We start from the raw sequence: 24,413 nt of genomic DNA on the forward strand, positions 1-24,413 counted from the left end.
ACAAGAGGAAAGTAGACGAGGATTGAGCTCATGCATCTGAAAAAGGTCAAGTCATCCATGGAGCCCCTTTTTGAGCGGATGAAAACGGGTGTGGCCGACGGAGAACTCCCGAGTCATGACGATGTTTCTCAATTTGTTCGTTTGTGTCGACAGATGTACGATTTTGCCGAGGAGGAGTGGTTGATGGAGGCTGAGGATTTCCTCCATCTGGCCAACCAACTGTCTCGGGCGGTCAAAAATGGGGAACTTCCCGAGGTTGTCCAACTGGTGGACTCCCTGGAAGATGCTTGCGCCTATTGCCACCGCACTTTCCGGGATTAGATCCTGTTTCTGAACCGCTTCGCTTGAGGCCGCTCTTTACCGCCCGGTTTGCGGTGGGTTGAGCAGGGGGCTTGGGACCTGATTCAGTTCGAGTGCCGCGAAACAGGTCCCGAGAATACCGCTGCCATTATGGATGAAGGAGGGGCGAGCGCTGTATTGGCTCACTCGTGAGGCTCATCCTGTCTACGGTGCCGACCCCGTGGATTGCTGCGATTGCGTTGTTGTGGTTGCGCTCTTGCGTTTGTCAGCTTGCGTGTTTACCGGGAATGCCGTAAGTCCTGCGGAGAGGAAAAGAACGTTTGCTTGAAGAGCTGACCAGGAACAGGCTAAGGAGGGTGCCCAGGCACGCTCCAGGCCACAGGACGTCAAAAGGCAAGCACGATGATGGCAACCATGCAACAGATTATTGTTTTGGCGAACCAGAAGGGCGGTGTGGGAAAGACCACGACCGCTATCAATCTGGCGGCCTCGCTGGCCGCCATGGAAAAGCGGGTGCTGGTCGTTGACTGTGATCCGCAAGCCAATGCATCCAGTGGTTTAGGAATCGCGTCCGATACTGGGAAGGGGAGCATCTATGAGGCGCTCTTCTCACCGGAGCGCATCACCGATGCCATTTACCCCAGCCAACTCGACTATCTGGATGTGGTCCCGTCCACACCAGACCTTGTTGGGGCTGAACTGGAACTTGTCGACCGTATTGGGCGGGAGTTTTATCTCCGGGAAGCGCTACAGAATATTGGTCAAGGGTATGAATATATCCTGCTCGATTGCCCGCCTTCCCTCGGTCTGGTGACGGTCAATGCCCTGTGTGCCGCGAACGCGCTTCTTGTGCCTCTGCAATGCGAATACTACGCCCTTGAGGGCATCGCCCATTTGATGCGAACCTATGAGTTGGTGCGCAAGCGATTGAACCCTGGCCTCGATTTTCTGGGTGTGGTCCTGACCATGTTTGATCGCCGCAACCGGCTTTCAACGCAAGTGCGCAACGAAGTGCGCAACTATTTTGCCGGCAAGGCCTTTGAGACGATTATCCCCCGCAATGTCCGACTTTCTGAAGCCCCCAGCTACGGCAAGCCTGCACTGTGCTACGACCACCGTTCCAAGGGTACCCAGGCCTATCTCGCCCTCGCCTCTGAATTGACGCGGCGGTATGCTGACGCTGAAAAGCAGAACACCGAGCCGGTCTCGGCCTGAATCCTCTCGCTGTCCCGAAGTGACTGGCAAGCTGAATCCGACCACCATTTCCCTGTACGCTTGGCCACTGGGTCAGAAATCGTTTCGAAACGTTCGGGTCCTGTTTAAAAAAAAAGCTCATCTCCGCACTCTTCACTGAAGAGGGGAAATGAGCTTTCCTGTTTTGTGTCCCGGTGTCAGCCCTAGTGTGCTGCGGACCTCAGGAGTCCGCTGGGGGATCGGTTTCCACCGCAATGTGGTCCTTGAAGTGGCGTTTGGTGATCCGGGCCTGGCACTGGCAGCATTCGAAGGCCGCCAGTCCACCGAGATTGGCCGCTTTGAGAATGAACTTCCGGGGATCGTCGGTCTCCCAGTTCTCAGTACTGTTGCCACAGTGTTCACAATGGACCGAGGTGTCGACCGGGTATTTGAAATCCCAGAAGTGCAGGAGATTCTGCCAATCTTCCATCGGTTCTTTCAGTGGTTTGGGGTCGCTCCCCACGCCCTGGTTCCCCAACGCTTTTTCCAGGATGGGTTTGACCTGGACATCGACCTGGTCCCAGATCGGGGCAGAGATGAAAATTCCCAACAGGCGGCCATTGCCGTCGTAAAGCGGCTGGACGGGTTCAAAGCTTTCGGACATGGGCAGAACTCCTTGTCTATTTGCAGTGGGGCGGCTATGAAGGGCCGAGTTGAATCCGTCTGAAACGGTACGTTGAGTATCGCTGGTATGCAATGGACTATAGGCATTGCCTCTCCCCTCGTCCATATCCAGAGGTCCGCTTTTTGTTCTCCGTTTCCTTCCGGGCTAGCCACAGCCCTGTTCTATGGTCAGCGTGATTTCCCGGCTTGGCGGGTCGTTCAGGTCGGGGGGCAAGAGCCGGTGTGTTTCTCAACACAAACCTGAAAAGGCTTGGTGAATTGTCCCTCAGAGTTCATGGTGAATAGGCACCCAGCACGCTCCCTCTGTCCTGGAAGCGAGCGGTGTCCTGATTGGGTGTCCAAGCAGGGAGTCGCCAGTGCTTGCATTGGTTCCGGAACACGAATCAATGGCCCGCTCGCCATCTTACCGGGCGTTGCTACGCTCCGGCACCGGGAACACCCGTACAGACGAAACAGTTGTATTCGATATTCCAAGGCCAAAAGGCCTGTATTGTGTGTCAAGGAGAAAACGTTATGGCCAGCATGTCCCGAGGATTAGGTAAGGGCCTGGACGCGCTGCTCAACAGCAGTGCCAGTGAGCCTGACGATGCCCTCGCGGCTTCCGCAGCGAATACCACCGATGTCCAACTTTTGGACCTGACGCAGATTAAACCCAATCCGCAACAACCCCGACGGACCTTTACCGAAGAAAGTCTTGAGGAACTCGCCCAGTCCATCACTGAGCAGGGCGTCCTGCAACCGATTTTGGTCCGTCCTGTAGCCGACGGATACCAGATCGTGGCTGGAGAACGGCGGTGGCGCGCCAGCCGCTTGGCTGGCCTGGAGCAAGTTCCTGCACTGGTCCGGTCCTTGAGCGACAAAGAGTCGCTGGTTTTGGCCCTCTTGGAAAATCTCCAGCGTGAAGATCTCAACCCCTTGGAAGAAGCCCAAGCCCTGGAACGGTTGCAAGGGGAGATGGGAGTCTCGCAGAGCGAGTTGGCCAAGCATGTGTGTAAGAGCCGTTCTGCGGTGGCCAATAGTCTGCGTTTACTCCAACTGGACGAAGAGATCCGTCAGGCTGTTTTGGACGGCTCCCTGTCGGCCGGTAACGCCCGGACCTTGATGGGGGTCAACGATGCCGCCGCTCGCATGGATCTTTTTGAGATTGTGCTTATGCACGAGCTCACGGTCCGTCAGACCGAAAAAATTGTCTCCTACTGGAAGGAGCACGGCCAATTTCCCGCCCCCTACGGCGGCAAATCGCAGCATCGGGCCCCTGCAGCTGCCCAGCGGGACCGGTTCCTGCAGGACCTGCAGCAGGTCCTCAAAGACCACTTGCCGGCCAAGATCCAATTGCGGGGAGGACGTGAGAAGGGCAAAATATCCATGCACTACGATTCCCCGGAGCAGTTGGAACAAATCCTATCCATGCTTGGCGTGCCTGCTGAAGGTGTTTCACGTGAAACACCTTCAGCATGATACGGAGGGATACACACAAGGTGTTTCACGTGAAACAGTGGCGCTAGGGTGATCTGTGTATCCAGGGGCCACGGGATTGTGGGGCCGCTGGCCTGGAAAAAACAGCAGCAGGGTGCATGAACGTATGCCGAATCAATTGACCAGTTCCCTATTAGAGGGCGCTCTTCCACGCCTTCATGGTAAGCGGGTGCTCGTGGTCGGTGATGTCATGCTCGATCACTACCAGCAGGGCAGTGTTGAGCGTATCTCGCCCGAGGCACCGGTGCCTGTGGTCCACGTCGAATCCGAGGAGTATCGTCTCGGCGGGGCGGGGAATGTGGCCCGAAATATCAAGAGCCTGGGCGGCGAACCGACGTTGTTGAGTTGCGTTGGACGGGATGCGGCCCGGGAGCGTTTGACCGAACTGCTCAAGGCCGAAGCGGTCCAGCATTCCCTGATCAGTGATCCACACTGGCGCACGACTCGGAAGACTCGGGTCATGGCTGCCGGCCAGCAGATCGTGCGCATTGACCATGAACGTATGGGGCAGGCTCGGGATAGCGGACGGGAGCGCTTTGCGGCCTTGGTGGGGGAGACGTTGCCGGATTTCGATGTCGTCATCTTGTCCGACTACGGCAAAGGGGCTCTGGACCATTCCTTGCTCGAGGCTGTCCGCCGCAAGGCGCACCACACCGGGGCCAAAATCCTCATTGATCCGAAAATCCAGAATTTTCATCTCTATGCCGAACCCTATCTTATTACCCCAAACCGCAAAGAGGCTGGAGAAGGAGCAGGGATGCGGGTCGAGACCCGGGAGGATGTCCTCATGGCGGGACGTCGCCTGCTGCGACGGAACAATTGCGCCAATGTCCTGATCACCTTGGGCGGAGATGGCATGGCCCTGTTTTTAGAGTCTGGAGAAGTCTGGCACCTGCCGACCAGTGGGCAGAAGGTGTTCGATGTGACTGGCGCCGGGGATACGGTGATCGGTGTCACCGCCCTTGGCTTGTCTGCCGGGCTGGAATTGGCCCATGCTTGCGCCCTGGCCAATTTTGCCGCTGGGGTGGTCGTTGCCCAGGTCGGTGCAGCCAGTGTCACGGCTGAAGAGCTGGGGCAGACATTGCAAGAAAAGCATGGCCTGGCCTTTAGTCGCTGGGAATAAGGGGCTGGTCGCGTCAGGCGCTCAACGAGCGCGTCGCCAGGGAAAAATGGATTTTACACAAACGGACAAAAAGGATTGATAGACTATGCAGATGCCGGACGATCTCCCCGACCTCTCTTTGAGCGAAAACGCTGAACTCGTGCTCCGGAAACGGTATGTGCGCAAGGGGCCTGAGGGTGAGGAAATGGAAACCCCGCAGGAATTGTTTTGGCGGGTCGCAGCGGCTATTGCGGCCAGCGAAACGGCCTATGAGCAGACTCCTTTTTCACAAGAGGCGCTGGCGCGGCGGTTTTACGATCTGATGGCCTCATGCCGGTTCTTTCCCAATTCGCCCACCTTGATGAACGCCGGCACCGAACTCGGACAATTGGCGGCCTGTTTTGTGCTCCCGGTCGGCGATTCCATGGAAGAAATCTTTGACGCCATCAAATATGCCGCACTGATCCACAAATCCGGTGGTGGCACCGGGTTTTCGTTTTCCCGCCTGCGAGCGGCCGACAGCCGTGTCGGATCCACCGGGGGTGTTGCCTCCGGCCCCATCTCGTTTCTGCGCATCTTCAACACAGCCACGGAGCAGGTCAAACAAGGCGGCACCAGACGTGGCGCCAACATGGGCATCCTGCGGGTGGACCATCCGGATATTTTGGAATTTATCCGGGTGAAGGAACGGGAGGGAGAGTTGAACAACTTCAACCTCTCGGTGGCCTTAACCGAAGACTTCATGCGCCGGGTCGAAGCCGACGCGGAATACCCGCTGATCGCGCCGCAAAGCGAGAAAGAGGTCGGGCGGCTGCGGGCCAGAGAGGTCTTTACCCTGTTGGTGCAAAAAGCCTGGGAAAGTGGCGATCCGGGGATTATCTTTCTGGATCGGATCAATCGGGACAATCCGACTCCCCAACTCGGCGACATCGAAGCCACTAATCCGTGCGGAGAACAGCCCTTGCTGCCCTATGAGGCCTGCAATCTGGGGTCCATCAATCTGAGCCGGTTTGCCGATGCACCGGCCCAGGAGCTCGATTGGGAGGGACTCAGGGAGTCGGTCCACCTCGCGGTGCGCTTTTTGGACAATGTCATCGACGCTTCGGTCTACCCGTTGCCCCAGATCACGGATCAGGTCAAACGCAACCGGAAAATCGGTCTGGGAATCATGGGTTGGGCCGATCTTTTGTACCAGCTGCGCATAGCCTATGACAGCCGACAGGCGCTTTCTCTCGGAGAGAAGGTCATGGATTTTATCCAGAAGGAGGCACGCTCAGCCTCAAAAGATCTGGCTCGGGAGCGAGGTCCTTTTCCGGCCTATGCCGATTCGGTTTTTGGCAAGCAGAATCTCGGCCCCTATCGCAATGCCACAACCACAACCATTGCCCCGACAGGGACCTTGTCCATACTTGCCGGGTGTTCGTCTGGGATCGAACCGTTGTTTGCCTTGAGTTTTGTCCGCGAGGTCATGGACGGTGAGCGGTTGGTAGAAACCAACCCCATTTTCCGTCAGGCCATGGAAGAGGCTGGCTGCGCCAGCCAACGGCTGTTGGACGAGGTGGCCCGCAAAGGGACGGTGCGTGATATGGAACTCGTGCCCGATGATATGCGCAACGTCTTCGTGACCGCCATGGATATCGACGGTGAGGCCCATCTCCGGATGCAGGCCGCGTTTCAGAAATACACGGACAATGCCGTGTCCAAGACGGTCAATCTGCCCCACGAGGCCACCCAGGAAGACATCCGTCACATCTATTGGCTGGCCTACGAACAGGGGTGCAAAGGGGTCACCGTTTACCGCGACGGCTGCAAATCGGTCCAGGTCCTGAGCACGGAAGAAAGCCGCAGTCAACGCCAGGCTGAAGAGGAAGGAAAAGCCCCGGTCCGCCAACGGCCGGACGTGGTCTACGGCTTTACCCAGAAGGTCAAGACCGGACTTGGAGAGCTGTATCTGACCGTCAATGAGGTCGATGGGCGGCCCTTTGAGGTCTTTGCGACCATCGGTCGTTCCGGACGGTCCATAACCGCCAAGGCTGAAGCCATTGGGCGGCTGGTCTCTCTGGCCCTGCGCTCCGGTGTTCCCGTGCGCGAGGTGGTCAAGCAACTCAAGGGCATCGGCGGGGAGCACCCGGTGTTTCAGGAAAAAGGCCTCTTGCTTTCCATCCCTGACGCTGTGGGGCGTGTTCTGGAACAGCGCTATCTGCAGGACGAACTGGCCACCAGCGGCTCCGGGAAGGATTTGACAAAGCGTTCTTGCCCCGAATGCGGTGGAGAATTGGTTTTCCAAGAGGGGTGTTTTCTCTGTCAGGCTTGCGGGTACACCAAATGCGGCTGAGGCCTGGAAGGGCCAGGATTCCGGCTTGTAAAGAGAAACAGGGCCGAAGAAATGGTTGAGATCGAGCATCTTTCGTATGCCTTTGGGCGGAGTTGGGCCCTTCAGGATGTCTCTTTCCGCATCGACCCAGGGGATTTCCTTTTTTTGACCGGTCCCTCGGGGGCGGGCAAGACGACCCTGCTGCGTATGCTGCATGGGTCGCTGCCGGTGCAGCGGGGGCGGGCCCGGGTGGCCGGATTTGAGCTCAACACGCTCAAACGGCGCCATATCCCCAAACTGCGGCGCCATGTCAGTGTCGTCTTCCAGGATTTCAAGGTGTTGCCACGGCGGACCGTCTTCGCCAATGTGGCTATCGCCCTCGAGGTCCGGGGGATGCAACGCGAACAGCTCAGACGCCGGGTGCGGGCCGTCTTGCGCAGCCTCGGTCTGGAGGCGAAACAGCATCGCCCCTGCGGCGAGCTCTCGGGGGGCGAACAACAACGGGTGGCCATCGCCAGGGCGGTGGTCGTCAATCCCGACCTCTTATTGGCGGACGAGCCGACCGGGAACCTCGATGCGCGGTTGTCGGCACGTCTGCTGGACGTTTTCCGGCGATTTCACGCTCATGGTACCACCGTTATTCTGGCCACGCACAATCGCCAGGTCCTGGAAAGCGAGCCGCAGGCCAAGATTGTGTGCCTCAAGGAAGGCAAGATGGTCGGTGACAATTTCCTCAAGGGACAAAGCGAAGCGGAGCAAGGCCTGTGATTGGTTTGTGGTGGCGACTCCTGGTCCGGGGCGTCCGGGATATCGGTCTGGACAAATGGGTCCAGCTCTTCACGCTGGGGGCGGTCACTCTGGTCACGTTTCTCGCTGGTGGTTTCCTCCTTCTGGTCCACAACCTGGATACGCAACTCGTGCAGCGCCAGGGCAGTGTCCAATTCCAGGTCTATTGGCAGCGCAACGCCACGCTGGAGACCGTGCAGCAGGATTGGCGAAGCCTGGAAGGGTGGTCGGGGCTGCGGTCGCTGCAGGAGTTCACGCCCAGACAGGCAGCCCTATCGCTGGATGGGGCTCTGGAAGGGGAGGTGGAGCTCAAAAGCGAACGGAGCCATATCTTGCCAGCGACCGCGTTGTTGCGTTTTCGGGTCCCCGGCGAGAACGCGCAGCAATGGGCGCAGCAGCGCCTGGACCGGTTGCGGGCTCTGCCACGGGTGGCCGAGGTCCACTATAATCCTTTGCAATTGCAGACCGCCGGATCCTGGGTCCAGATCAGTCAGCGCCTGGTATGGCCAGTTATCGGATTTCTTGTTCTTGTGCTGGCCCTTGTGGTCGGCAATACCTTCCGGCTGGCTTTATTGCACCGGCGGGATGAAGTCGAGTTGCTGCAACTTGTCGGGGCCGGACGGTGGTATATCCAGATGCCTTTACTCGTCGGCGGCGCCTTGCAGGGCGCTGCCGGGGCCGGATTGGCGCTGGGGCTGCTCAAGGGGGCTCAGCTCGGTCTGGAATCGATCTTGAACACGGCACCGCTGTGGATCCAGGTCCATTACCTGCCCTGGCATCTGGTCGGGGGAGTTGTGGCCGGGGTTACAGCGGTTGGGGCTGTAAGTAGTTGGATCGCGGTGAAGGAGGAGTAAACTGAAGTTATGAACCAACACCCAATAGACGATGCGTGTTCGCGAGCTAGGTTGCGAACGCCTGGTGCACAGGAGGAGACATGCGCAGCAGGAAAATGACCCAAGGTTTGGAGCGTGCCCCACATCGCTCACTGCTTTATGCGACCGGTATGACCCGGGAAGAAATGGACCGTCCGCTGATCGGGGTGGTCAACGCCGCGAATGATATTGTTCCGGGGCATATCCATCTCGGGACCATCAGCCAGGCCGTGAAAGACGGCGTGCGCATGGGCGGCGGGACACCGCTTTCGTTTCCGGCCATCGGGGTTTGCGACGGGCTGGCCATGGGGCATGAAGGCATGCGCATGAGTCTGCCGAGCCGGGAGATCATCGCCGATTCCATCGAACTCATGGCCACCGCTCATCCGTTTGACGGTCTGGTGCTCATCCCCAACTGCGACAAGATCGTCCCGGCTATGCTCATGGCCATGCTGCGGTTGAATATCCCGGCGATCCTGGTCAGTGGCGGGCCGATGCTGGCTGGGAAGTCTAAGGGGCAAGCGACGGATCTGATCAAGGTTTTTGAAGGAGTTGGGCAGGTCAAGCGCGGCACCATGCCCTCCGAAGAACTCGACGAGTTGGAGCAATCGGCTTGCCCCGGTTGCGGCTCCTGTTCAGGGATGTTTACTGCCAATTCCATGAATTGTCTGGCTGAAGCCATCGGCTTGGCCCTGCCCGGCAACGGGACCATTCCAGCAGTGGCCGCCGGCCGAGTCCGTCTGGCCAAGGCCGCTGGGCAGCAGGTGCTCCATCTGGTTGAAAAGCAGATCACACCACGCTCCATTGTCACGGCCGAGAGTGTGGCCAATGCAGTGACCGTGGACATGGCTCTGGGGTGCTCGACCAATACGGTGCTCCATCTGCCGGCGATTTTTCGGGAGGCCAAGCTCGAACTCGGTCTGGACATCTTCGACGCCATCAGCAGCAAGACCCCGAACCTCTGCCGGTTGTCGCCTGCCGGTCCGGATCATATCGAAGACCTCGATCAGGTCGGCGGAATTCCGGCGGTCATGCAGGAACTCGCTTCCGGTGGGCTGTTGAACACGGGTGTCGCCACTGTGACCGGTCGCACCCTGCAAGAGAATCTGGCCTCTGTGCAGCGCCCCGGGCACCAGGAGGTCGTCAGATCGCTGGACAACCCGTATTCCGAGCGGGGAGGGATCGCCATTTTGCGCGGCAACATCGCGCCGGACGGGGCGGTAGTCAAACAGTCCGCAGTCCATCCGGACATGATGGTCCGCTCAGGACCGGCGAGAGTCTTTGACAGTGAGGAAGACGCGGTGGAGGCCATTTTGGGCGATGCGATCTCGGCTGGCGATGTCATCGTCATCCGGTACGAGGGACCGAAAGGCGGCCCTGGGATGCGAGAGATGCTTTCCCCCACCTCGGCTATTGCCGGCATGGGGTTGGACGCTGATGTGGGCTTGATCACTGACGGACGTTTCAGCGGGGGCACACGCGGCGCGGCCATCGGTCATGTCTCTCCCGAAGCGGCTGAGGGCGGGGTTATTGGCCTGATCGAAGAAGGGGATACCATCCATATCAATATCCCGGAACGGCGGCTGCAACTCGAGGTCGAGGCAAGCGAACTTCAGCGCCGTCGCGAGGTCTGGCAGCCGGTGCATAAAGAAGTCCAGTCCCCGGTTTTGCGCCGGTATCGGAAGTTGGCCACCTCCGCAGCCCAGGGAGCGGTGTACCGCGACGACGAGTAAGGCGACTCCTATTCCTGTCCGGTTCTGCGTTTTTTTTGAAAGGGGCATGTATGGCCGACTCGGTATGCTGGGGCAAAGAGGAATTGGAGCGGCTGCGGGCCTGGGAGCACAGCTTTCCCGGTCGCTACGCTCTGGGTATGGAACGCTCGCTCTTGTTCCGGCTCATGTCGGGCTGGCCGCGCCGGCGCCAACGGTTGCTTGAAGTCGGCTGCGGCACCGGCTTCTTCCTGGAAGCGGCCTGGGAGTCAGGATTTTCTGTCTCCGGGCTGGACAGGTCGCCCCTTATGCTCCAGGCGACCCGGGAGCGGCTTGGCCCGCGGGCGGATCTCCATCTGGGAACGGCAGAAGACCTCCCGTTTTGGGACAACGATTTCGATTTCGTTTTGGTGTTGACGGTGCTGGAATGCGTTTCCAATCCCCAGGCCGTCCTTGCCGAAGCTTGCCGGGTGGCCCGCAAAGGGGTGGTAGTCAGTTTTCTCAACCCCTTTTCCGTCTATTACCTGACACACGGCTTGCCCTGGCCCGGAGTGCGGAACAGTCTGCTCCGCAGGGCGAAGTGGCTGAGCTGGCCCAGGTTGCGGTGCATGATTTTTCAGGAGGCCGGCCCGAGACCAATGACCTGCCGTTCCGTGTTGCCGGGGCCAATGGTCTCCTGGCGGAACAACAGAGTCTGCAATACGTTGAATGCCCGGATTTATCCCCCGAATATCGGCGCGTACCAGGGGGTTCGCATCGATCTGGTCGGCCAGCCAGTGGGTACGCCACTTCTCGGCTGGACCCATCAGCCTGCGGCTTGACAACAAAGGCCCTGCAACCTTTTGGTTGCAGGGCCTTTGTGCCGGAAAAAGGGGCTCGTCTAGAACAGGTGGACGGTGACCGTCTGGCCTTTTTGCATTCCTTCGGCGTGGGCGGGGATGCGGAGATAGCCGTTGGCCTGGAGCATGGTCTTGAGTAAGCCGGATTTGCCCAAAACCGGCGTGGCCTCAATTCTTCCGGACTGCCCCGTCGCCAGCCGGGCCCGGACGTAATCCTCCCGTCCTTGTCTAGAGGCGATATTTCGGGTCAACACCGCAGGGACGGTGGCCTTGAAAGGCGCCAGGTCAGGATCTTCCCCCCCGAGTTGCTTTAAAAGGGGCAATCCCAGGACTTCCATGACCATCTGGGCCGAGGTCACTTGGCCGGGCAGTCCCATGACCATCGTCTCGCCGACGGTGGCCACAATAGTCGGCTTTCCTGGGCTCATGGCCACGCCGTGGGCGAGAATAGTGCACTGGGGCAGGCGGGTCAGGGCGGTCAAGGTGTGGTCCCGGGCACCGATGGAACTGCCACCGGAAATCAAGACCAGATCGGCGACGTCGAGGCCGGATTGCAAGGCGGTGGAAATGGCCTCAAGGTCGTCTGGAACCCGTGCTGTTGATGTGACCTCGCCTCCGGCCCGCTGGATCAGGGCGCCGAGGGTCGAGGTGTTGACATCTCGGATCTGACCCGGCCGTGGTGTGGCGGCGACGTCCACGATTTCATCACCGGTGGAGAGAAGGGCGGTTTTGGGCCGGGGGATCACTTCACAGTCTGTCACGCCCAATGCCGCCAGCAGTCCGACATCCTGAGGGCGGAGTCGCCGGCCTTCATGCAGCGCCGTGGATCCGACCGCCTGGTCTTCACCCTCAAGCATGGTGTTTTCCCCGGGGGCCACCGAACGCCGGATTTCGATGGTTCCGGTGCCCATCTCCTGCGTGTGTTCGACCATGATGACGCTGTCCGCACCATCGGGAAGCCCGGCCCCGGTGACCAGAGCCGCACATTGGCCAGGGTGCAGGGTGAAGTCCGGCAGGCGGTCGATGGCGATTTCCTGGACGCATTCGAGATATCCCGGGTTGGACTCACTGGCACCAAAGGTGTCCTGGGCGTTCACGGCGTAGCCGTCCATGCTTGAGCGGGTGAAGGGAGGGAGGTTTTCTTTGGCGACGATGTCCTGAGCGAGCACGCGGCCATGGGCGTTCGTCAAGGAACAGCTCTCCACCCCGGCGACCCGGCCCAGCGCAGTGAATTGTTCCAGAAGCCATTGCGTGCTGACCACATTAAAAAAACCGTGCTGCATGGGTTCAGGCCTCCATGGTGATGTCGATGGTCCCGGGGGCGTAGCCTTTGAGCTGGGAGAGCATACCCCGGATGGAGCCGCCGATGATGTCCCTGACAAAGGGGTTGAGCCCAAGCTCCTGGCCGTTGACCTTGACGCTCAGGTCTGCCTTGCGCGCCTGACAGGCGGCCGGGGTGACCTTGCCGGCTACGATGTCCCGGGTCAGGCCGGCGCAATCCTCACGACCACAGGCGCCACAATCGAGTCCGGGGAGCAGGAAGCCGTGCTCGAGGACATGCTGGGCCAACTCCGGCACTTCGGTGAATACAGGCATTCCGGTGAAGTGGGGCGTGCCCCAGCAGCCAAGGGCAAGTTCCGGTTCCAAGGCCGCGTCCGCGGGTTGCTCCGGAGAGCTGAGCAGAATCCGTGGGAGCCATTTCTGGTCTTTGCAGCCTTCAACGAGCAGGACATCGGCCTGCAACAGCGGGAGCAGATCCGCGAGATAGTGCCTGCTGGACCAGGATACCGTGGTCTCCGCTGGGCCGAGTCCGGCCACGACATCACAGACTTCGTGGAGTTGGCCGGTGTCGGTTTGCGTTTTGTCCAGAGGTGTATGGGCGCATTTGGCGGCGGCAACGGAAAAGCCGCGACTCTGGAACTCGCGAGCCAGGGCCACGGCAAGGGAGGTCTTTCCGCTTTTTTTGTACCCCACCAGGGCAACAGCAGCTTGCATGGGAGGACTCCTTTGGCGGGTGATTTGCAAACAATGGGCTGTAGGACACGGGCGGTGCCAGAGCACAAGACCGTGTGTTTTTTCCAATTTGGCGCCCACGTTAGGCATTGGGCAAGGGAAGTGCAAGTCTGGATCCAAAGCCAAACGGCGGGGATGGTCAGAGGAGCGTTCGCCCAAAAACGGGAAAACGCGCTGCAACCCCCTGTTTGCCGGGATGGTGTCTTTGACAGGGAAAGGGTTTTCGAATAACTTTTTCGCTTTTTCCAGCCAGCTCCCTAGAAGCCCTTTGCACTTTTCCCACTGGCTGCGTGATACGGTGGTTTTCAACAGTCAGTCCCAAGCGCCGGCTCATCCCGCCTGTGCCTGTGGCCCGCCAACCAGAACCCGACGCCCTTCCAGGGACCCCTCTGCAAAAAGCGGATTTTGCGCGCTATCAGAGGGCTGCACAGGGTGTGCGGTGCGACCATCAGGGGCAGCGTGGGGAGAATACGGTCTTTTTCCCGGACACACTATCGAAATGGCAAACCAATGAGCACAATCAAGAAAATCAAAGGTTTCAACGATCTTTTTCCTCCTGTGAGCGCTATTTACAGCCGGATGGAACAAACCGCTCGGGAGGTTTTCAGCCGTTACGGGTACTACGAAATCCGGGTGCCCTTGTTGGAAAAGACGGAGCTCTTTGCCCGTTCTATCGGTGATGAGACCGATGTCGTGCAGAAGGAGATGTACACCTTTCCCGACCGCAAGGGGCGGTCGTTGACCCTGCGGCCTGAAGCAACAGCCAGCGTGGTCCGGGCCTATATCGAAAATAAGCGCTACGCCAGTGAATCGGTGAGCAGGATGTTCACCTTCGGGCCCATGTTTCGGTATGAGCGTCCGCAAAAGGGACGTCAGCGCCAATTCCACCAGGTCAATTGCGAATTGCTCGGCGCAGAGGCCCCCCAATCGGACGCCGAGTTGATTCTCATGTTGTGGGAGTATCTGCAGGCCCTGGGCTTGGACGGCTTGCACCTGGATTTGAATTCTTTGGGGTGTCGGGAGTGCCGCCCAGCCTACCACGAGACGTTGGGCTCCTATCTGGCCGGGGTCGATGCCGACGAGCTTTGCGACGACTGCCGGCGCCGCAAGACCACCAACCCCCTGCGGGTCCTGGACTGCAAGGTTGAGGGGTGCCGCTCTGTAATGCAGCAGGCCCCGCGTCTGGCCGACCACCTGTGTTCCGGGTGTCAATCCCATTTCGCCTCCGTGCGCACCATTTTGGACCGCGCCGGCATTCCGTACACCATCAATCCGCGTCTCGTGCGGGGGCTGGACTATTACCAGCGGACCACTTTTGAAGTCGTGGCCGAGAATATCGGTGCCCAAACCGCTGTGGCCGGCGGGGGGCGTTATGATGGACTGGTCAGCGATCTCGGCGGTCCAGCCCTGCCCGGCACCGGCTTCGCCTGCGGTATGGAACGGCTGGCCCTGCTGCTCCAGGAACAGGAGCAACCCGGTACCCCGGTGGATTTTTTTCTGGCCGTGCTCGACGACGAGGCCCGTGACGAGGCTATTCTCCAGGCTCAGCAATTGCGGAAACAGGGCCTGGCCGGAGAGGTCGGCTATGAGGCCAAAAGTCCCAAAAGCCACTTGCGCCACGCCAACAAGGCCGGAGCAGCGTATTGCCTCTTGCTGGGCGGGCAGGAACTGCAAGAAAAGGCTTTTGTGGTCAAAAATATGCAAAGCGGGGCCCAGGAGACCGTCTCCTGGGAGGAGACGGGGCGGGCCCTGCGCCAGCAGCGGGTCTAACCGTTTGCCAAGCTTTCAGGGCGTCTGTGAACCGGTTTTGGCGTTGGACGCCCGGTCTGGGAAAAACGTGGGCGGAAGTTGGAGCACCTCAACCGCGTATCCAGGCGATGCGCGGACAAGCCAGGGGTGCCCTCGGGTTTTTCAGCAACGGTTCTGCACAGGAACCGGCCATGATTTCGCAAATAACTATTCAGGTATATTGAGGAAAAAAAATGGAAGAGCGTAAAGGGAAAGATCTCCTGCAATCGGTCGGCGGATGGAAACGGACACACCATCTCGCCGCACTCACGAGCGAAAACCTGGGGCAGGAGGTCTGCCTCATGGGCTGGGTCCAGTTTCGCCGGGACCACGGCGGGCTTATCTTCATCGATCTGCGGGACCGCCGGGGGCTGACGCAGATCGTCTTCTCCCCGGAGATAAACGAGCAAGCCCATGCCGAGGCCCATGTGCTGCGTCCGGAATATGTCCTGGCTGTCAAAGGGACGGTCCGTGAACGCCCTGAGGGGATGGTCAATCCTCGTCTGGCCACTGGCGAGATCGAAGTCGTGGTCACTGAATGGAAGCTACTCAATGTGGCGCAGACCCCTCCCTTTGTCCTCGAAGAGCGGGCCGAGGTCTCAGAAAATGTCCGTTTGGCCCACCGCTATCTGGATATGCGCCGCCCTGGCCTTGGCAGCAATCTGGTGGTGCGCCACAAGGCCACGCAGGCGATTCGCAATTACCTTGACCAATTGGATTTTCTTGAAATCGAAACTCCGGTATTGACCAAGTCGACCCCGGAAGGCGCCCGGGATTTCCTGGTCCCCAGCCGGCTGAACCAAGGGGAATTCTACGCCCTGCCCCAGAGCCCCCAATTGTTCAAACAGTTGCTCATGTACGGCGGCATGGATCGGTATTACCAGATCGTGCGCTGTTTTCGTGACGAGGACCTTCGAGCCGACCGGCAACCGGAATTTACCCAGATCGATATGGAGATGTCCTTCGCCGAAGAGGAGGATGTCATGGGAGTGGCCGAAGGATTGGTGGCTGAGGTCTTTGCCAAGACATTGGGCGTGGACTTGCCGAACCCTGTGCCGCGAATGACCTATGCTGAAGCGGTGGACAAATACGGCCTGGACCGCCCTGACACCCGTTTCGAACTCTTGCTCGAGGAGGTCACCGAGCTGGTGCGCGGCTCGGAGTTCAAGCTCTTTGCCCAGGCGGAGATGGTCAAAGCCCTGCGCGTTCCCCAGGGCAGCGAGCTGACCCGCAAGGAAATCGACGACCTGACCGAGTTTGTGAAAATTTACGGCGCCAAAGGTCTGGCCTGGATCAAGATCAAGGATGACGGCTGGCAGTCGCCCATCGCCAAATTCCTCAGCGACGCGGAGTGCACGGCCTTGACCGACCATCTTGGCCTGCAAAGCGGAGATATCGTCTTTTTCCAGGCTGGCGGGGCCGATATGGTCAATACCGCTTTGGGGCAGCTGCGGTTGCGACTGGGAGAGCGTTTCGATCTCGTTCCCGCTGACCGTTTTGATCTGGTCTGGATCACGGATTTTCCGCTCATGGAGTGGGATGATGAGGCCCAGCGCTGGGTGGCCCGGCACCACCCTTTCACCGCCACCCGCGAAGAGGATATCGCGGCCATGCTTGAGGACCCCGGGGCTGTGATCGCCCGCTCTTACGATCTGGTCCTCAACGGCAACGAGATCGGTGGTGGCTCGGTGCGTATCCATCGCAGCGAAGACCAGTGGCGGATGTTCGACGCCCTGGGCATTGACCGGGCCGAGGCCGAGGAAAAATTCGGCTTTTTGCTCCGCGCCCTGGAATACGGTGCCCCTCCCCACGCGGGTATTGCCTTTGGACTTGATCGTCTTATTATGATTTTGTGCGGTGCCGAATCGATCCGAGATGTCATCGCGTTTCCGAAAACCCAGAAGGCGACCTGTCTGTTGACCGATGCTCCTTCCGCAGTGGCCAGCACGCAATTGCGTGAACTCGGCCTGCGGTTGCGGGAGAAAAAGAAATCAGAAGCGTAGAAGCGCGGAGCTGTCCATGACCCTTTCAATCTGTACCTATCCCGATCCAGTTCTGGCCCGACGGGCGGAACCAGTCGCGGAGATCTCGGAAGAAGTCCGGCAATTGGCCTCTGATATGGTTGAAACCATGTACGCCAACCAGGGTATAGGGCTGGCTGCTCCCCAGGTCGGGAAGAGCTGGCGCTTGATCACCGTGGATATCAGCGGCCCGGAAAACCAGACCGAACTGGTGACCCTGGTCAACCCGGAGATCCAATGGCGTGACGGTGAGACCGAGACCGAAGAAGGCTGCCTCAGTGTTCCGGAGTTCCGGAGCAAGGTCCAGCGGGCGGCCAAAGTCCGCGTCACTGGTCAGGATCTTGACGGCAATGCGGTGGATATGGAGGCCGACGGCCTCCTGGCGGTCTGCCTGCAGCATGAAATCGACCATCTGGAAGGGACAATCATCCTCGACCACGTGAGCCGGCTCAAGCGCTCCATGTATACAAAGAAAGTCAGCAAATGGCAGAAACAGGACTAACCCCCCTGCGCATCGTTTTTATGGGCACGCCGGAATTCGCGGCAGTGCCCCTTTCCGCGTTGGCGGCCTGGGACCAGGCCGAGATTGTCGGCGTCTACACCCAACCCGACCGCCCCTGTGGCCGGGGCCGGGTCTGTCGGCCCTGTGCGGTAAAGGAAAAGGCTCAGGAACTCGGCATTCCAGTCTTTCAGCCGCAGGATTTCAAGAGCGAAGCCTCCAGGGAAGAATTGCACTCCCTCAAGCCGGATGTCCTCGTGGTCGCCGCCTACGGGTTGATCCTGCCTCAAACGGTTCTGGATATCGCTCCGATGGGAGCGGTGAACATCCACGCCTCGCTGCTGCCGAAATACCGGGGCGCCGCCCCGATCCAACGGGCCCTGCTCCACGGCGAACCGGTCACCGGCATCACCATCATGCAGATGGAGGCCGGGTTGGACAGCGGCCCCATACTCTTGCAACGGGCTCTTGGGGTCGGCGTCAATGACACGGCGGCTGATCTCCATGACGAATTGGCAGACCTCGGGAGCCGATTGGTCATCGAGGCCTTGGCCAAACTGCGCCAAGAGCGAATTGCCCCCGTCGAGCAGGATCCCAGTCTGGCGACCTATGCCCCCAAACTGGTCAAGACGGAAGGGGTTGTGGACTGGAATCGACCCGCCCAGGAGGTCCACAATCAGCTTCGGGCCCTGTATCCCTGGCCGGGGTCCTACTTTATCTGGCACCCCCCTGACGGCGGAGAACCGATACGGTTGACCGTGTTTCCCGGCGCCATCGGCCGGGAAAAAAAGGACACGGAGACACCGGGGCAGTTTCTGGGAATAGAAGACGGCCATCTGGCCCTGGCCTGCGTCGACAAGATTTACCTTGTGCCGCGTATTCAGCCTGCCGGTCGGAAAGCCCTGGACCCCAAAGGTTTTTTCTGCGGCTATCTCAGCCGCTGTGCGGAATAGCGCCCCTCCGGATACCGGCGCAGGACGCGTAGTTTTTCCCTCCAATACGAACTCCACGCCAGTGGACGCGGGCATGCAGCACAACGACGATTCTTCCTTGAGTTCTATTGAACAGGATATCCGGGCTTCTTTTGTGGCCCGAAAACGCCTTTTTATTGGGCTGATCACCGGAACCTCTCTCCTGGTTTGCCTGGTACTGGTACTGCTCTGGGTTGTACCCTACGTCGGCTTAAGTGAGCTGCACCCTGCTGCGCCCTGGGTCTGGGGGGCGATCATTGCCGTGGGCATCGGGCTTATCGGCTGGTCCTCTCTGGCGATGGTCCTCAATATCCTTTTCAAACGCCCGATCCTCTTTTCCAAGCGGTTGCGCGGGCTGACCATCAAGCTTTTTTTGCCGGTCATGACCCTTGTCGGCCGTGCGGTCGGTTTGTCGAAAGAGAAGATCCGGTCCTCGTTTATCAAGGTCAATAACGAACTGGTGCTCTCCGAAGGCAAACGGTACGCGCCGGAGAAGGTGCTCATGCTCATGCCCCACTGCCTGCAAAACAGCATGTGCAAATACCGGCTGACCTACAATGTGGAGAACTGCAAGCGGTGCGGACTCTGTCCCATCGCTGGACTGCTCGAATTGCGCGACCGATACGGCGTCCATCTGACCGTGGCCACAGGGGGGACCATCGCCCGGCGCATCGTGGTCCAGACCCGGCCGAAGGTCATCATTGCCGTGGCCTGCGAACGGGATCTGGCCAGTGGTATCCAGGATACCTATCCTCTGCCGGTGTACGGGGTGCTCAATGAGCGCCCGCACGGCCCCTGTCTTGATACCCAGGTCTCGTTGCAGCGCACCGAATGGGCCCTGCGTCGGTTCGTGCGTTCGGAGGCCCTGCCTGCGGAAAAGGTCTTTCCCGAAGCCTTGCCCGATCCTGGCCGTCGGAAGCCGAAGCCCGATTCCTCAGTCGCGGCAGGCTGATACCCCGTTACCCGTGACCCGGTTTCGGAATGGGTCCGGATGGAATTGATGGTGCCAGGAGCTTGAGCGTGTCCCGATCCCCAGCCCTCCCCCCTGCCCGGCAGGCCGCCCTGTCCTGTCTGGAAGGGGTCCTTTTGCGTGACCAGGAACTCCAGGCGAGTCTCGATGGGGTGTTGGATTCCGCCTCGCTCGAACCCCGAGACCGAGCCCTGGCCACTGAACTTGTCTACGGCGTGTGCCGGCACAAGACCCACCTGGAAACGGCCATCACCCGTTTTGTGCACCCGAAGACCCGACTCAAGCCCCGCCTGCGCCTCATTCTGTCCGTTGCCGCTTACGAGATGCTCTATTTGGACCGCATCCCTGCTTATGCCAGCGTGGATTGGGCGGTGAACGCGGTCAAAAAACGGGTCGCCGTGCAGCGCGCCGGTGTGGCCAACGCTGTTTTGCGCCGCCTGGCTGACGATCTGCACAACCGCGGCCGACCCGCTGTTGTCCATGAACTCCAAGCGGTGCGCGGCTCGAACGATCAAGCCTGGGCAAAGGCCTATTCCTGTCCAGAATGGATTGTGCGCTTGTGGAGGCGGGCCTATGGCGATCAGACGGCTGCGTCACTCCTTCAGGCTTCGCTGCAGGTGCCTCCCGTTGGACTTCGCTTCGCCCCGGGCCCGCAAGGGGACCAGGCGTGGCAACGGTGGCGACACCGTCCGGAGTGTTTGCAAGCTGTGGCACGCGGGGTAGCTGTGCACAATGTGGACGCGGCGGCGGTGGAGGAACTCGAAGCCCAGGGGAGTGCCGCACGACAGAGTCTGGCCGCTCAGGAAGCCCTGTGGGCCTTGGAGCCGAGCGCTTGGGAAGGGCCATTGTGGGACGGATGCTGCGGTCGTGGCGGCAAGACCTTGTTTTGTCGGGAACTGGGGTTCACAGTCTATAGTAGCGATCCCCATCGGCAGCGGGTGCAGTTGCTGGCCCAGCAGTCCAGTCGGATCTGTCTCGCTGACGCAGCGTATCCGCCCTTTCGCTCCGGAGAGCTGCGCACGGTCCTGCTCGATGTGCCTTGTTCGGGGCTCGGCGTACTCAGTCGTCGACCGGACAGCAAATGGAAACGCGCCCCTGAAGATCTTCAGGGGTTGGTCCGTTTGCAGCGGCGCATGCTTGAGGCCGCTTTCGCCCTGCTGCCGCCCGGAGGACGGCTGGTGTACATGACTTGCACCTGTAATCCTGAGGAAAATGAAGACCAGATCCAATGGTTGTGTCACCGTGAGCCCGGCGGAGTTCTGGAGCGACAGTGGCAGACAGCGTGGGATTCACGGCTTTTTGAGTTTTTCTATGCCGCCTCGGTTGTCCGCGAATCGTGAAGCGGCTTGAACGGTCGATACCTACCAAACGCCCCCCTTGCCAGAAGGCAAGGGGGGCGTTTGGTGTCTGCCGTCGGCAGCGACGCGGCAGGAAGGAAAAGGCGGGGGATATTCCGGGCGCTCAGGGCAGCTCGAGGGTGCCTCGGAAGTCCTCCCAGGCGCTGATGCCCATTTCTTCAGCCAGTCGGCGGACCTCGTCGACCAGCTTGAAGGCGGTGTCCGGACGGACAAAATTGGCCGTGCCCAGCTGGACGGCGTGGGCGCCGACCAGAAGGAATTCAAGGACATCCTCGGCCGAACTGATGCCGCCCAACCCGACGACCGGGACATCGACTGCGCGCACCACCTGGTGGACCATGCGCAAGGCCACAGGTTTTATGGCCGGTCCGGAAAGACCGCCGACAACATTGGCCAGGCAGGGGCGGCGGGAATGGATGTCAACGGCCATGCCGGTGAGGGTATTGATACAGCTGATGCAATCGGCACCTCCATCTGCCACGGCCCGGGCCATGACCGTCACATCGGTGACATTGGGGCTGAGCTTGACCATGACCGGCAGGGCCCCGGCTCGCTTCTTGACCGCTTCCGTGACCCGGGCGGCGAGAACCGGGTCCTGACCGAATTGCACGCCTCCCTCCCGGACGTTGGGGCAGGAGATATTGACTTCCAGCCCGGCGACGCCCTTGGCGGTCGCCAGACGGTCCGTTAATTCCGCGAATTCTTCCACGGCCTGGGCGTAAAGATTGACGATCACCGGGGTTGTGCGCCACGGCAGTTGCGGCAGTTTGTCACGCAAAAAGGCCTCGACGCCGATGTTCTGCAATCCTATGGCGTTGAGCATGCCACAGGCGGTCTCGGTGATGCGGGGCTGGGGGTTGCCTTTGCGCGGGGCGAGGGAGATGCCCTTGACCACGATGGCCCCCAGCTCTTCGAGCTTGCCGTAGGGCATAAATTCGGTGCCGTAGCCAAACGTGCCCGAGGCGGTCATGATGGGATTTTTGAGGTCAAGGCCGGCGAAGGCCACCTGCATATCCATTAGAGTTCTCCCGAAAGATCGACGGCGTCAGCTTTAAAAACAGGCCCCTGGGTGCAGGCCTGGACCAGCTCGCCGGATTTGGTGGGCACGGTGCAGCCGAGACAGGCCCCAACGCCGCAGGCCATACGGTTTTCCAGGGAGAGCTGGGTGTTGGCGTTATGGTCCAGGGCCAGCTTCTGGATGCGGCGCAAGAAGGGCAGTGGCCCGCAAGCGAGGAGGTTGCCGTCGATGCTGTATCCTTTGATTTTGACTTCAATGGCCCGAAAGAGTTTTTCAAGATCCTCGGGCCCTTGTTCGCGTACCTGCCAGGCGAGAATGCGGTCTTCGATTTCCGAAAACGGGTAGTTGGCAAGGGGCTGGCGGTGGCCGAAAAACAGTTCCAGGTTCTGGGGGATCGGATGGTGGCGGATAAGCCCCATGAAAGGGGCTAGGCCCATGCCTCCGGCCAGGATCATGGTCGGCGTCGTATGGGAGATGGTGAATCCGTTTCCCAGAGGGCCCCAGACAGTGACCACATCGCCGGGGCGGAGCTGACTCAGCAGATCTGTGCCGCTGCCCATGCGCTGGAAAAAGAAATGCAGCCCGTTGGTATCCTGGTCGGAAATGGAGAAGGGGCGGGCCCACAACGGCTCATGCCGCCAGCTTGTTGGGCGCAGCATGGCGAATTGTCCGGGACGCCACTGCCATTGCGGCGATTCCAGACTCAGATGGTAGAAGAGGTCATTATCCGGTGATTCCAGGGAGGTCACACGGAGTTCGAGGCATTGTGGTTCAGGCATGGCTATGGACCAATGCAGCGACAGGCGCAGGTTAGAGGTGCAAAAAAGGCCACGGAAGGCAAGGCAATGGCCGATAGTTATTGATTGTGCAGCAGTTGCTGGGCGAAGGCAAGGCCTTGCTCGTCACCGCCAGCCATGCGCGCCAATTCATCGAAACGGGCCTGGGCATCGAGCTCGTGACAGGTGGTGAAGGTTTCCCCGTCCACAATCTCCTTGGCGACCTGAAAGTGGCGCTGGCCTCGGCTGGCGAGTTGCGGCCAATGGGAAATAAGGACCACCTGTTGGCGCCGGGACAATTCCGTGAGCCGCTGGCCGACGCTGTTGAGTGTTACACCGCCGACACCGGCATCTACTTCGTCAAACAGGAGGGTCGGCAGCTCGCGTGTGGATTGCAGGCAGACCAGGCCCAGTAAAAAACGGGACAATTCACCGCCCGAGGCGATTTCGTCCAAGGCCTGAACCGGCTGGCCGGGATTGGGCACCCACTGCAAACGGGCCCGTTTTTCCCAGATGCCGGGAGCGACTTCATGGTCGTGGAGGGCGAAAAAAATCTGGATTTCTTCGGCGAAACCGAGCTGGACGAGTTCCTGGCGGAGTTGTTCGGCCAATCGGGAGGCGGTGTGCTCTCGGGCGGCGTTGACCTCCTGAACGGCCTGAATCAATTCGGCATGCATTTCTTGGGACTGCCGTTCAAGCTGTTGGCGCTCGAGGCCGATCTGATCCCGATGGGAAAGGGTGGCCTCAATTTCTTCATGCAGGTCGCAGATCTGGTCCAGATTCCGGTTCAAGCGGCGTTGGAGCTGGGCGAGTTCCCAGAGGCGGGCCTCGATTCCTTCAAGCTCCTGGGTGCTGTCGAAAGGCAGCGGTTGGGAACGGAGTTCGGTTTCCAATTCCTTGAGGTATTCGTACCACTCCTGGAGATGTTGGGCGTGTTCGCCCAGCCCTTCATTGATACTCTGCAGCGATTGGGAGGCGCGCTGGAGATCTCCCGCCAAATCAAGCGCTCCTGGTTGTCCGGCCCCGTTTAAGATTTCAAGACAGTTTTGTACCGCCTGCTGGCTTGCCGCCTGCTCGCGCAAGGTGGTCTTGCGTTCAAGGAGCTGTTCTTCTTCGCCACGCTCGGGCCCGACCTGGTCGATTTGCTGTTGCTGGTATTCCAGGAGTTCTCGCTTGGCGTCGAGATCTTGCGTGGACTGGTCGAGCTGTTCCAGCCTGCGCAGGATGTCCTTGTAGCGACTGAGCAAGTCCTCCTTGGTTCCCAGAAGTTCCCGGGGGATGTCGCCGTCAAGAAGCCGGGTGTGGAAATTCGGATTGAGGAGCTGTTGTTGGCCGTGCTGGCTGGTATGGATGATCAGACTGGGGCGAAGGGCCCGGATTTTGGCTTGCGAACTCAGATCGTCATTGATGTAGACGCGACTGCGTCCTGTGGCGGAGTTGAGTTCACGGCGCAGGACATATTCTTGCCCCTCCAGGTGAAAGATCGCTTCGACCACGGCTTTATCCGCGCCGGGACGGACGTGGTTGGTCTGGAGTTTCTCTCCGAGAATGAAATCAAGGGCTCTGAGGATGAATGATTTTCCGGCCCCGCTTTCGCCTGTGAGAACGTTCAAGCCAGGGTCGAATTCCATTTCCAGATCTTGTATCAGGGCCAGATTGCGGATGCGAAGAAGTTCAAGCATAGTGGCTTACAAGAGGCTCCTTGCTGTGAAATGGGACCCGCCGTTGGGACAACGTTTCTGCA

General features: G+C 59.8%; 21 protein-coding genes. 15 read left to right on the forward strand and 6 right to left on the reverse strand.

The genetic code is table 11. The features are described 5' to 3' along the window. Positions 1-30 precede the first annotated feature (30 nt). Both DRET_RS00010 and DRET_RS00015 read left to right on the forward strand, forming a co-directional pair. The gene (locus DRET_RS00010) at positions 31-321 is read left to right on the forward strand and encodes a GAK system XXXCH domain-containing protein (RefSeq protein ID WP_012813852.1); all 291 of its coding nucleotides are present in this window, start codon (positions 31-33) and stop codon (positions 319-321) included. A gap of 393 nt (positions 322-714) precedes the next feature. Next, a complete protein-coding gene (locus DRET_RS00015; RefSeq protein ID WP_041282070.1) occupies positions 715-1,515 on the forward strand; it encodes a ParA family protein in 801 nt (266 codons plus the stop codon). 199 nt (positions 1,516-1,714) lie between these two features. Here DRET_RS00015 and DRET_RS00020 read toward each other — a convergent pair whose 3' ends face one another. Beyond that, complete coding sequence (locus DRET_RS00020; RefSeq protein ID WP_012813854.1) at positions 1,715-2,137, reverse strand: hypothetical protein; 423 nt, start codon at positions 2,135-2,137, stop codon at positions 1,715-1,717. A 533-nt stretch (positions 2,138-2,670) separates the two neighbouring features. On the opposite strand from DRET_RS00020, the gene DRET_RS00025 reads away from it, so the two are divergent. From DRET_RS00025 to DRET_RS00055, 7 genes are all read left to right on the forward strand, one after another. Continuing rightward, complete coding sequence (locus DRET_RS00025; RefSeq protein ID WP_012813855.1) at positions 2,671-3,615, forward strand: ParB/RepB/Spo0J family partition protein; 945 nt, start codon at positions 2,671-2,673, stop codon at positions 3,613-3,615. A gap of 124 nt (positions 3,616-3,739) precedes the next feature. After that, positions 3,740-4,756, forward strand: coding sequence for a D-glycero-beta-D-manno-heptose-7-phosphate kinase (rfaE1, locus tag DRET_RS00030; RefSeq protein WP_012813856.1), 1,017 nt, complete (start codon positions 3,740-3,742; stop codon positions 4,754-4,756). An 85-nt stretch (positions 4,757-4,841) separates the two neighbouring features. Next, entirely contained in the window at positions 4,842-7,070 is a 2,229-nt protein-coding gene (locus DRET_RS00035) for a vitamin B12-dependent ribonucleotide reductase (protein ID WP_012813857.1), read from the forward strand. Between the two features lie 51 nt (positions 7,071-7,121). Beyond that, positions 7,122-7,817: a cell division ATP-binding protein FtsE gene (ftsE, locus tag DRET_RS00040; RefSeq protein WP_012813858.1), complete on the forward strand. Its 696-nt coding sequence runs from the start codon at positions 7,122-7,124 to the stop codon at positions 7,815-7,817. Continuing rightward, positions 7,814-8,689 (forward strand): cell division protein FtsX, encoded by an 876-nt coding sequence (locus DRET_RS00045; protein WP_012813859.1) that lies wholly within the window; start codon positions 7,814-7,816, stop codon positions 8,687-8,689. The genes ftsE and DRET_RS00045 overlap by 4 nt, the downstream gene beginning before the upstream one ends. An 80-nt stretch (positions 8,690-8,769) precedes the next feature. Further along, positions 8,770-10,440, forward strand: a complete 1,671-nt coding sequence (gene ilvD / locus DRET_RS00050; RefSeq protein WP_012813860.1) for a dihydroxy-acid dehydratase — start codon at positions 8,770-8,772, stop codon at positions 10,438-10,440. Between the two features lie 50 nt (positions 10,441-10,490). Next, positions 10,491-11,237, forward strand: coding sequence for a class I SAM-dependent methyltransferase (locus tag DRET_RS00055; protein WP_012813861.1), 747 nt, complete (start codon positions 10,491-10,493; stop codon positions 11,235-11,237). Positions 11,238-11,296: 59 nt separating this feature from the next. Here the strand turns inward: DRET_RS00055 and DRET_RS00060 are convergent, their stop codons facing one another. Together DRET_RS00060 and DRET_RS00065 are read right to left on the reverse strand one after the other, a co-directional pair. Then, entirely contained in the window at positions 11,297-12,538 is a 1,242-nt protein-coding gene (locus DRET_RS00060) for a molybdopterin molybdotransferase MoeA (protein ID WP_012813862.1), read from the reverse strand. 4 nt (positions 12,539-12,542) lie between these two features. Further along, positions 12,543-13,250 (reverse strand): molybdopterin-guanine dinucleotide biosynthesis protein MobB, encoded by a 708-nt coding sequence (locus tag DRET_RS00065; protein ID WP_012813863.1) that lies wholly within the window; start codon positions 13,248-13,250, stop codon positions 12,543-12,545. 528 nt (positions 13,251-13,778) lie between these two features. On the opposite strand from DRET_RS00065, the gene hisS reads away from it, so the two are divergent. From hisS to DRET_RS00095, 6 genes are all read left to right on the forward strand, one after another. Further along, positions 13,779-15,038 (forward strand): histidine--tRNA ligase, encoded by a 1,260-nt coding sequence (gene hisS, locus DRET_RS00070; RefSeq protein WP_012813864.1) that lies wholly within the window; start codon positions 13,779-13,781, stop codon positions 15,036-15,038. Positions 15,039-15,250: 212 nt separating this feature from the next. Next, on the forward strand, positions 15,251-17,059 hold the full coding sequence (gene aspS / locus DRET_RS00075) for an aspartate--tRNA ligase (protein ID WP_012813865.1): 1,809 nt from the start codon (positions 15,251-15,253) through the stop codon (positions 17,057-17,059). A 16-nt stretch (positions 17,060-17,075) separates the two neighbouring features. Continuing rightward, entirely contained in the window at positions 17,076-17,579 is a 504-nt protein-coding gene (gene def / locus DRET_RS00080) for a peptide deformylase (protein ID WP_012813866.1), read from the forward strand. After that, a complete protein-coding gene (fmt, locus tag DRET_RS00085; RefSeq protein ID WP_012813867.1) occupies positions 17,561-18,529 on the forward strand; it encodes a methionyl-tRNA formyltransferase in 969 nt (322 codons plus the stop codon). Before def ends, fmt begins: the two co-directional genes overlap by 19 nt. Before the next feature lie 73 nt (positions 18,530-18,602). After that, the gene (locus tag DRET_RS00090) at positions 18,603-19,499 is read left to right on the forward strand and encodes a DUF116 domain-containing protein (protein ID WP_012813868.1); all 897 of its coding nucleotides are present in this window, start codon (positions 18,603-18,605) and stop codon (positions 19,497-19,499) included. A gap of 68 nt (positions 19,500-19,567) precedes the next feature. Then, positions 19,568-20,857: a transcription antitermination factor NusB gene (locus tag DRET_RS00095; RefSeq protein ID WP_012813869.1), complete on the forward strand. Its 1,290-nt coding sequence runs from the start codon at positions 19,568-19,570 to the stop codon at positions 20,855-20,857. A 121-nt stretch (positions 20,858-20,978) separates the two neighbouring features. On the opposite strand, the gene DRET_RS00100 is transcribed toward DRET_RS00095, so the two are convergent. The 3 genes from DRET_RS00100 to DRET_RS00110 form a co-directional block, all read right to left on the reverse strand. Beyond that, entirely contained in the window at positions 20,979-21,893 is a 915-nt protein-coding gene (locus DRET_RS00100) for a dihydroorotate dehydrogenase (RefSeq protein WP_012813870.1), read from the reverse strand. Then, a complete protein-coding gene (locus DRET_RS00105) occupies positions 21,893-22,672 on the reverse strand; it encodes an iron-sulfur cluster-binding protein (protein WP_012813871.1) in 780 nt (259 codons plus the stop codon). The genes DRET_RS00100 and DRET_RS00105 overlap by 1 nt, the downstream gene beginning before the upstream one ends. A gap of 77 nt (positions 22,673-22,749) precedes the next feature. Beyond that, entirely contained in the window at positions 22,750-24,351 is a 1,602-nt protein-coding gene (locus DRET_RS00110; protein ID WP_012813872.1) for a DNA repair protein RecN, read from the reverse strand. Between the last annotated feature and the right edge of the window lie 62 nt (positions 24,352-24,413).

The organism is Desulfohalobium retbaense DSM 5692 (assembly GCF_000024325.1).
Lineage (GTDB): Bacteria > Desulfobacterota > Desulfovibrionia > Desulfovibrionales > Desulfohalobiaceae > Desulfohalobium > Desulfohalobium retbaense.

What these genes read in the sequence shown, in the direction of transcription:
- DRET_RS00025 (WP_012813855.1), top strand. Translation starts at nt 2,671, where the DNA reads ATGGCCAGCATGTCCCGAGGATTAGGTAAGGGCCTGGACGCGCTGCTC.
- DRET_RS00100 (WP_012813870.1), bottom strand. Translation starts at nt 21,893, where the DNA reads ATGGATATGCAGGTGGCCTTCGCCGGCCTTGACCTCAAAAATCCCATC.
- DRET_RS00090 (WP_012813868.1), top strand. Translation starts at nt 18,603, where the DNA reads ATGCAGCACAACGACGATTCTTCCTTGAGTTCTATTGAACAGGATATC.
- def (WP_012813866.1), top strand. Translation starts at nt 17,076, where the DNA reads ATGACCCTTTCAATCTGTACCTATCCCGATCCAGTTCTGGCCCGACGG.
- rfaE1 (WP_012813856.1), top strand. Translation starts at nt 3,740, where the DNA reads ATGCCGAATCAATTGACCAGTTCCCTATTAGAGGGCGCTCTTCCACGC.
- fmt (WP_012813867.1), top strand. Translation starts at nt 17,561, where the DNA reads ATGGCAGAAACAGGACTAACCCCCCTGCGCATCGTTTTTATGGGCACG.
- DRET_RS00065 (WP_012813863.1), bottom strand. Translation starts at nt 13,250, where the DNA reads ATGCAAGCTGCTGTTGCCCTGGTGGGGTACAAAAAAAGCGGAAAGACC.
- aspS (WP_012813865.1), top strand. Translation starts at nt 15,251, where the DNA reads ATGGAAGAGCGTAAAGGGAAAGATCTCCTGCAATCGGTCGGCGGATGG.
- DRET_RS00035 (WP_012813857.1), top strand. Translation starts at nt 4,842, where the DNA reads ATGCAGATGCCGGACGATCTCCCCGACCTCTCTTTGAGCGAAAACGCT.
- DRET_RS00110 (WP_012813872.1), bottom strand. Translation starts at nt 24,351, where the DNA reads ATGCTTGAACTTCTTCGCATCCGCAATCTGGCCCTGATACAAGATCTG.
- DRET_RS00060 (WP_012813862.1), bottom strand. Translation starts at nt 12,538, where the DNA reads ATGCAGCACGGTTTTTTTAATGTGGTCAGCACGCAATGGCTTCTGGAA.
- DRET_RS00010 (WP_012813852.1), top strand. Translation starts at nt 31, where the DNA reads ATGCATCTGAAAAAGGTCAAGTCATCCATGGAGCCCCTTTTTGAGCGG.
- ilvD (WP_012813860.1), top strand. Translation starts at nt 8,770, where the DNA reads ATGCGCAGCAGGAAAATGACCCAAGGTTTGGAGCGTGCCCCACATCGC.
- DRET_RS00105 (WP_012813871.1), bottom strand. Translation starts at nt 22,672, where the DNA reads ATGCCTGAACCACAATGCCTCGAACTCCGTGTGACCTCCCTGGAATCA.
- DRET_RS00055 (WP_012813861.1), top strand. Translation starts at nt 10,491, where the DNA reads ATGGCCGACTCGGTATGCTGGGGCAAAGAGGAATTGGAGCGGCTGCGG.
- DRET_RS00020 (WP_012813854.1), bottom strand. Translation starts at nt 2,137, where the DNA reads ATGTCCGAAAGCTTTGAACCCGTCCAGCCGCTTTACGACGGCAATGGC.
- ftsE (WP_012813858.1), top strand. Translation starts at nt 7,122, where the DNA reads ATGGTTGAGATCGAGCATCTTTCGTATGCCTTTGGGCGGAGTTGGGCC.
- hisS (WP_012813864.1), top strand. Translation starts at nt 13,779, where the DNA reads ATGAGCACAATCAAGAAAATCAAAGGTTTCAACGATCTTTTTCCTCCT.
- DRET_RS00015 (WP_041282070.1), top strand. Translation starts at nt 715, where the DNA reads ATGCAACAGATTATTGTTTTGGCGAACCAGAAGGGCGGTGTGGGAAAG.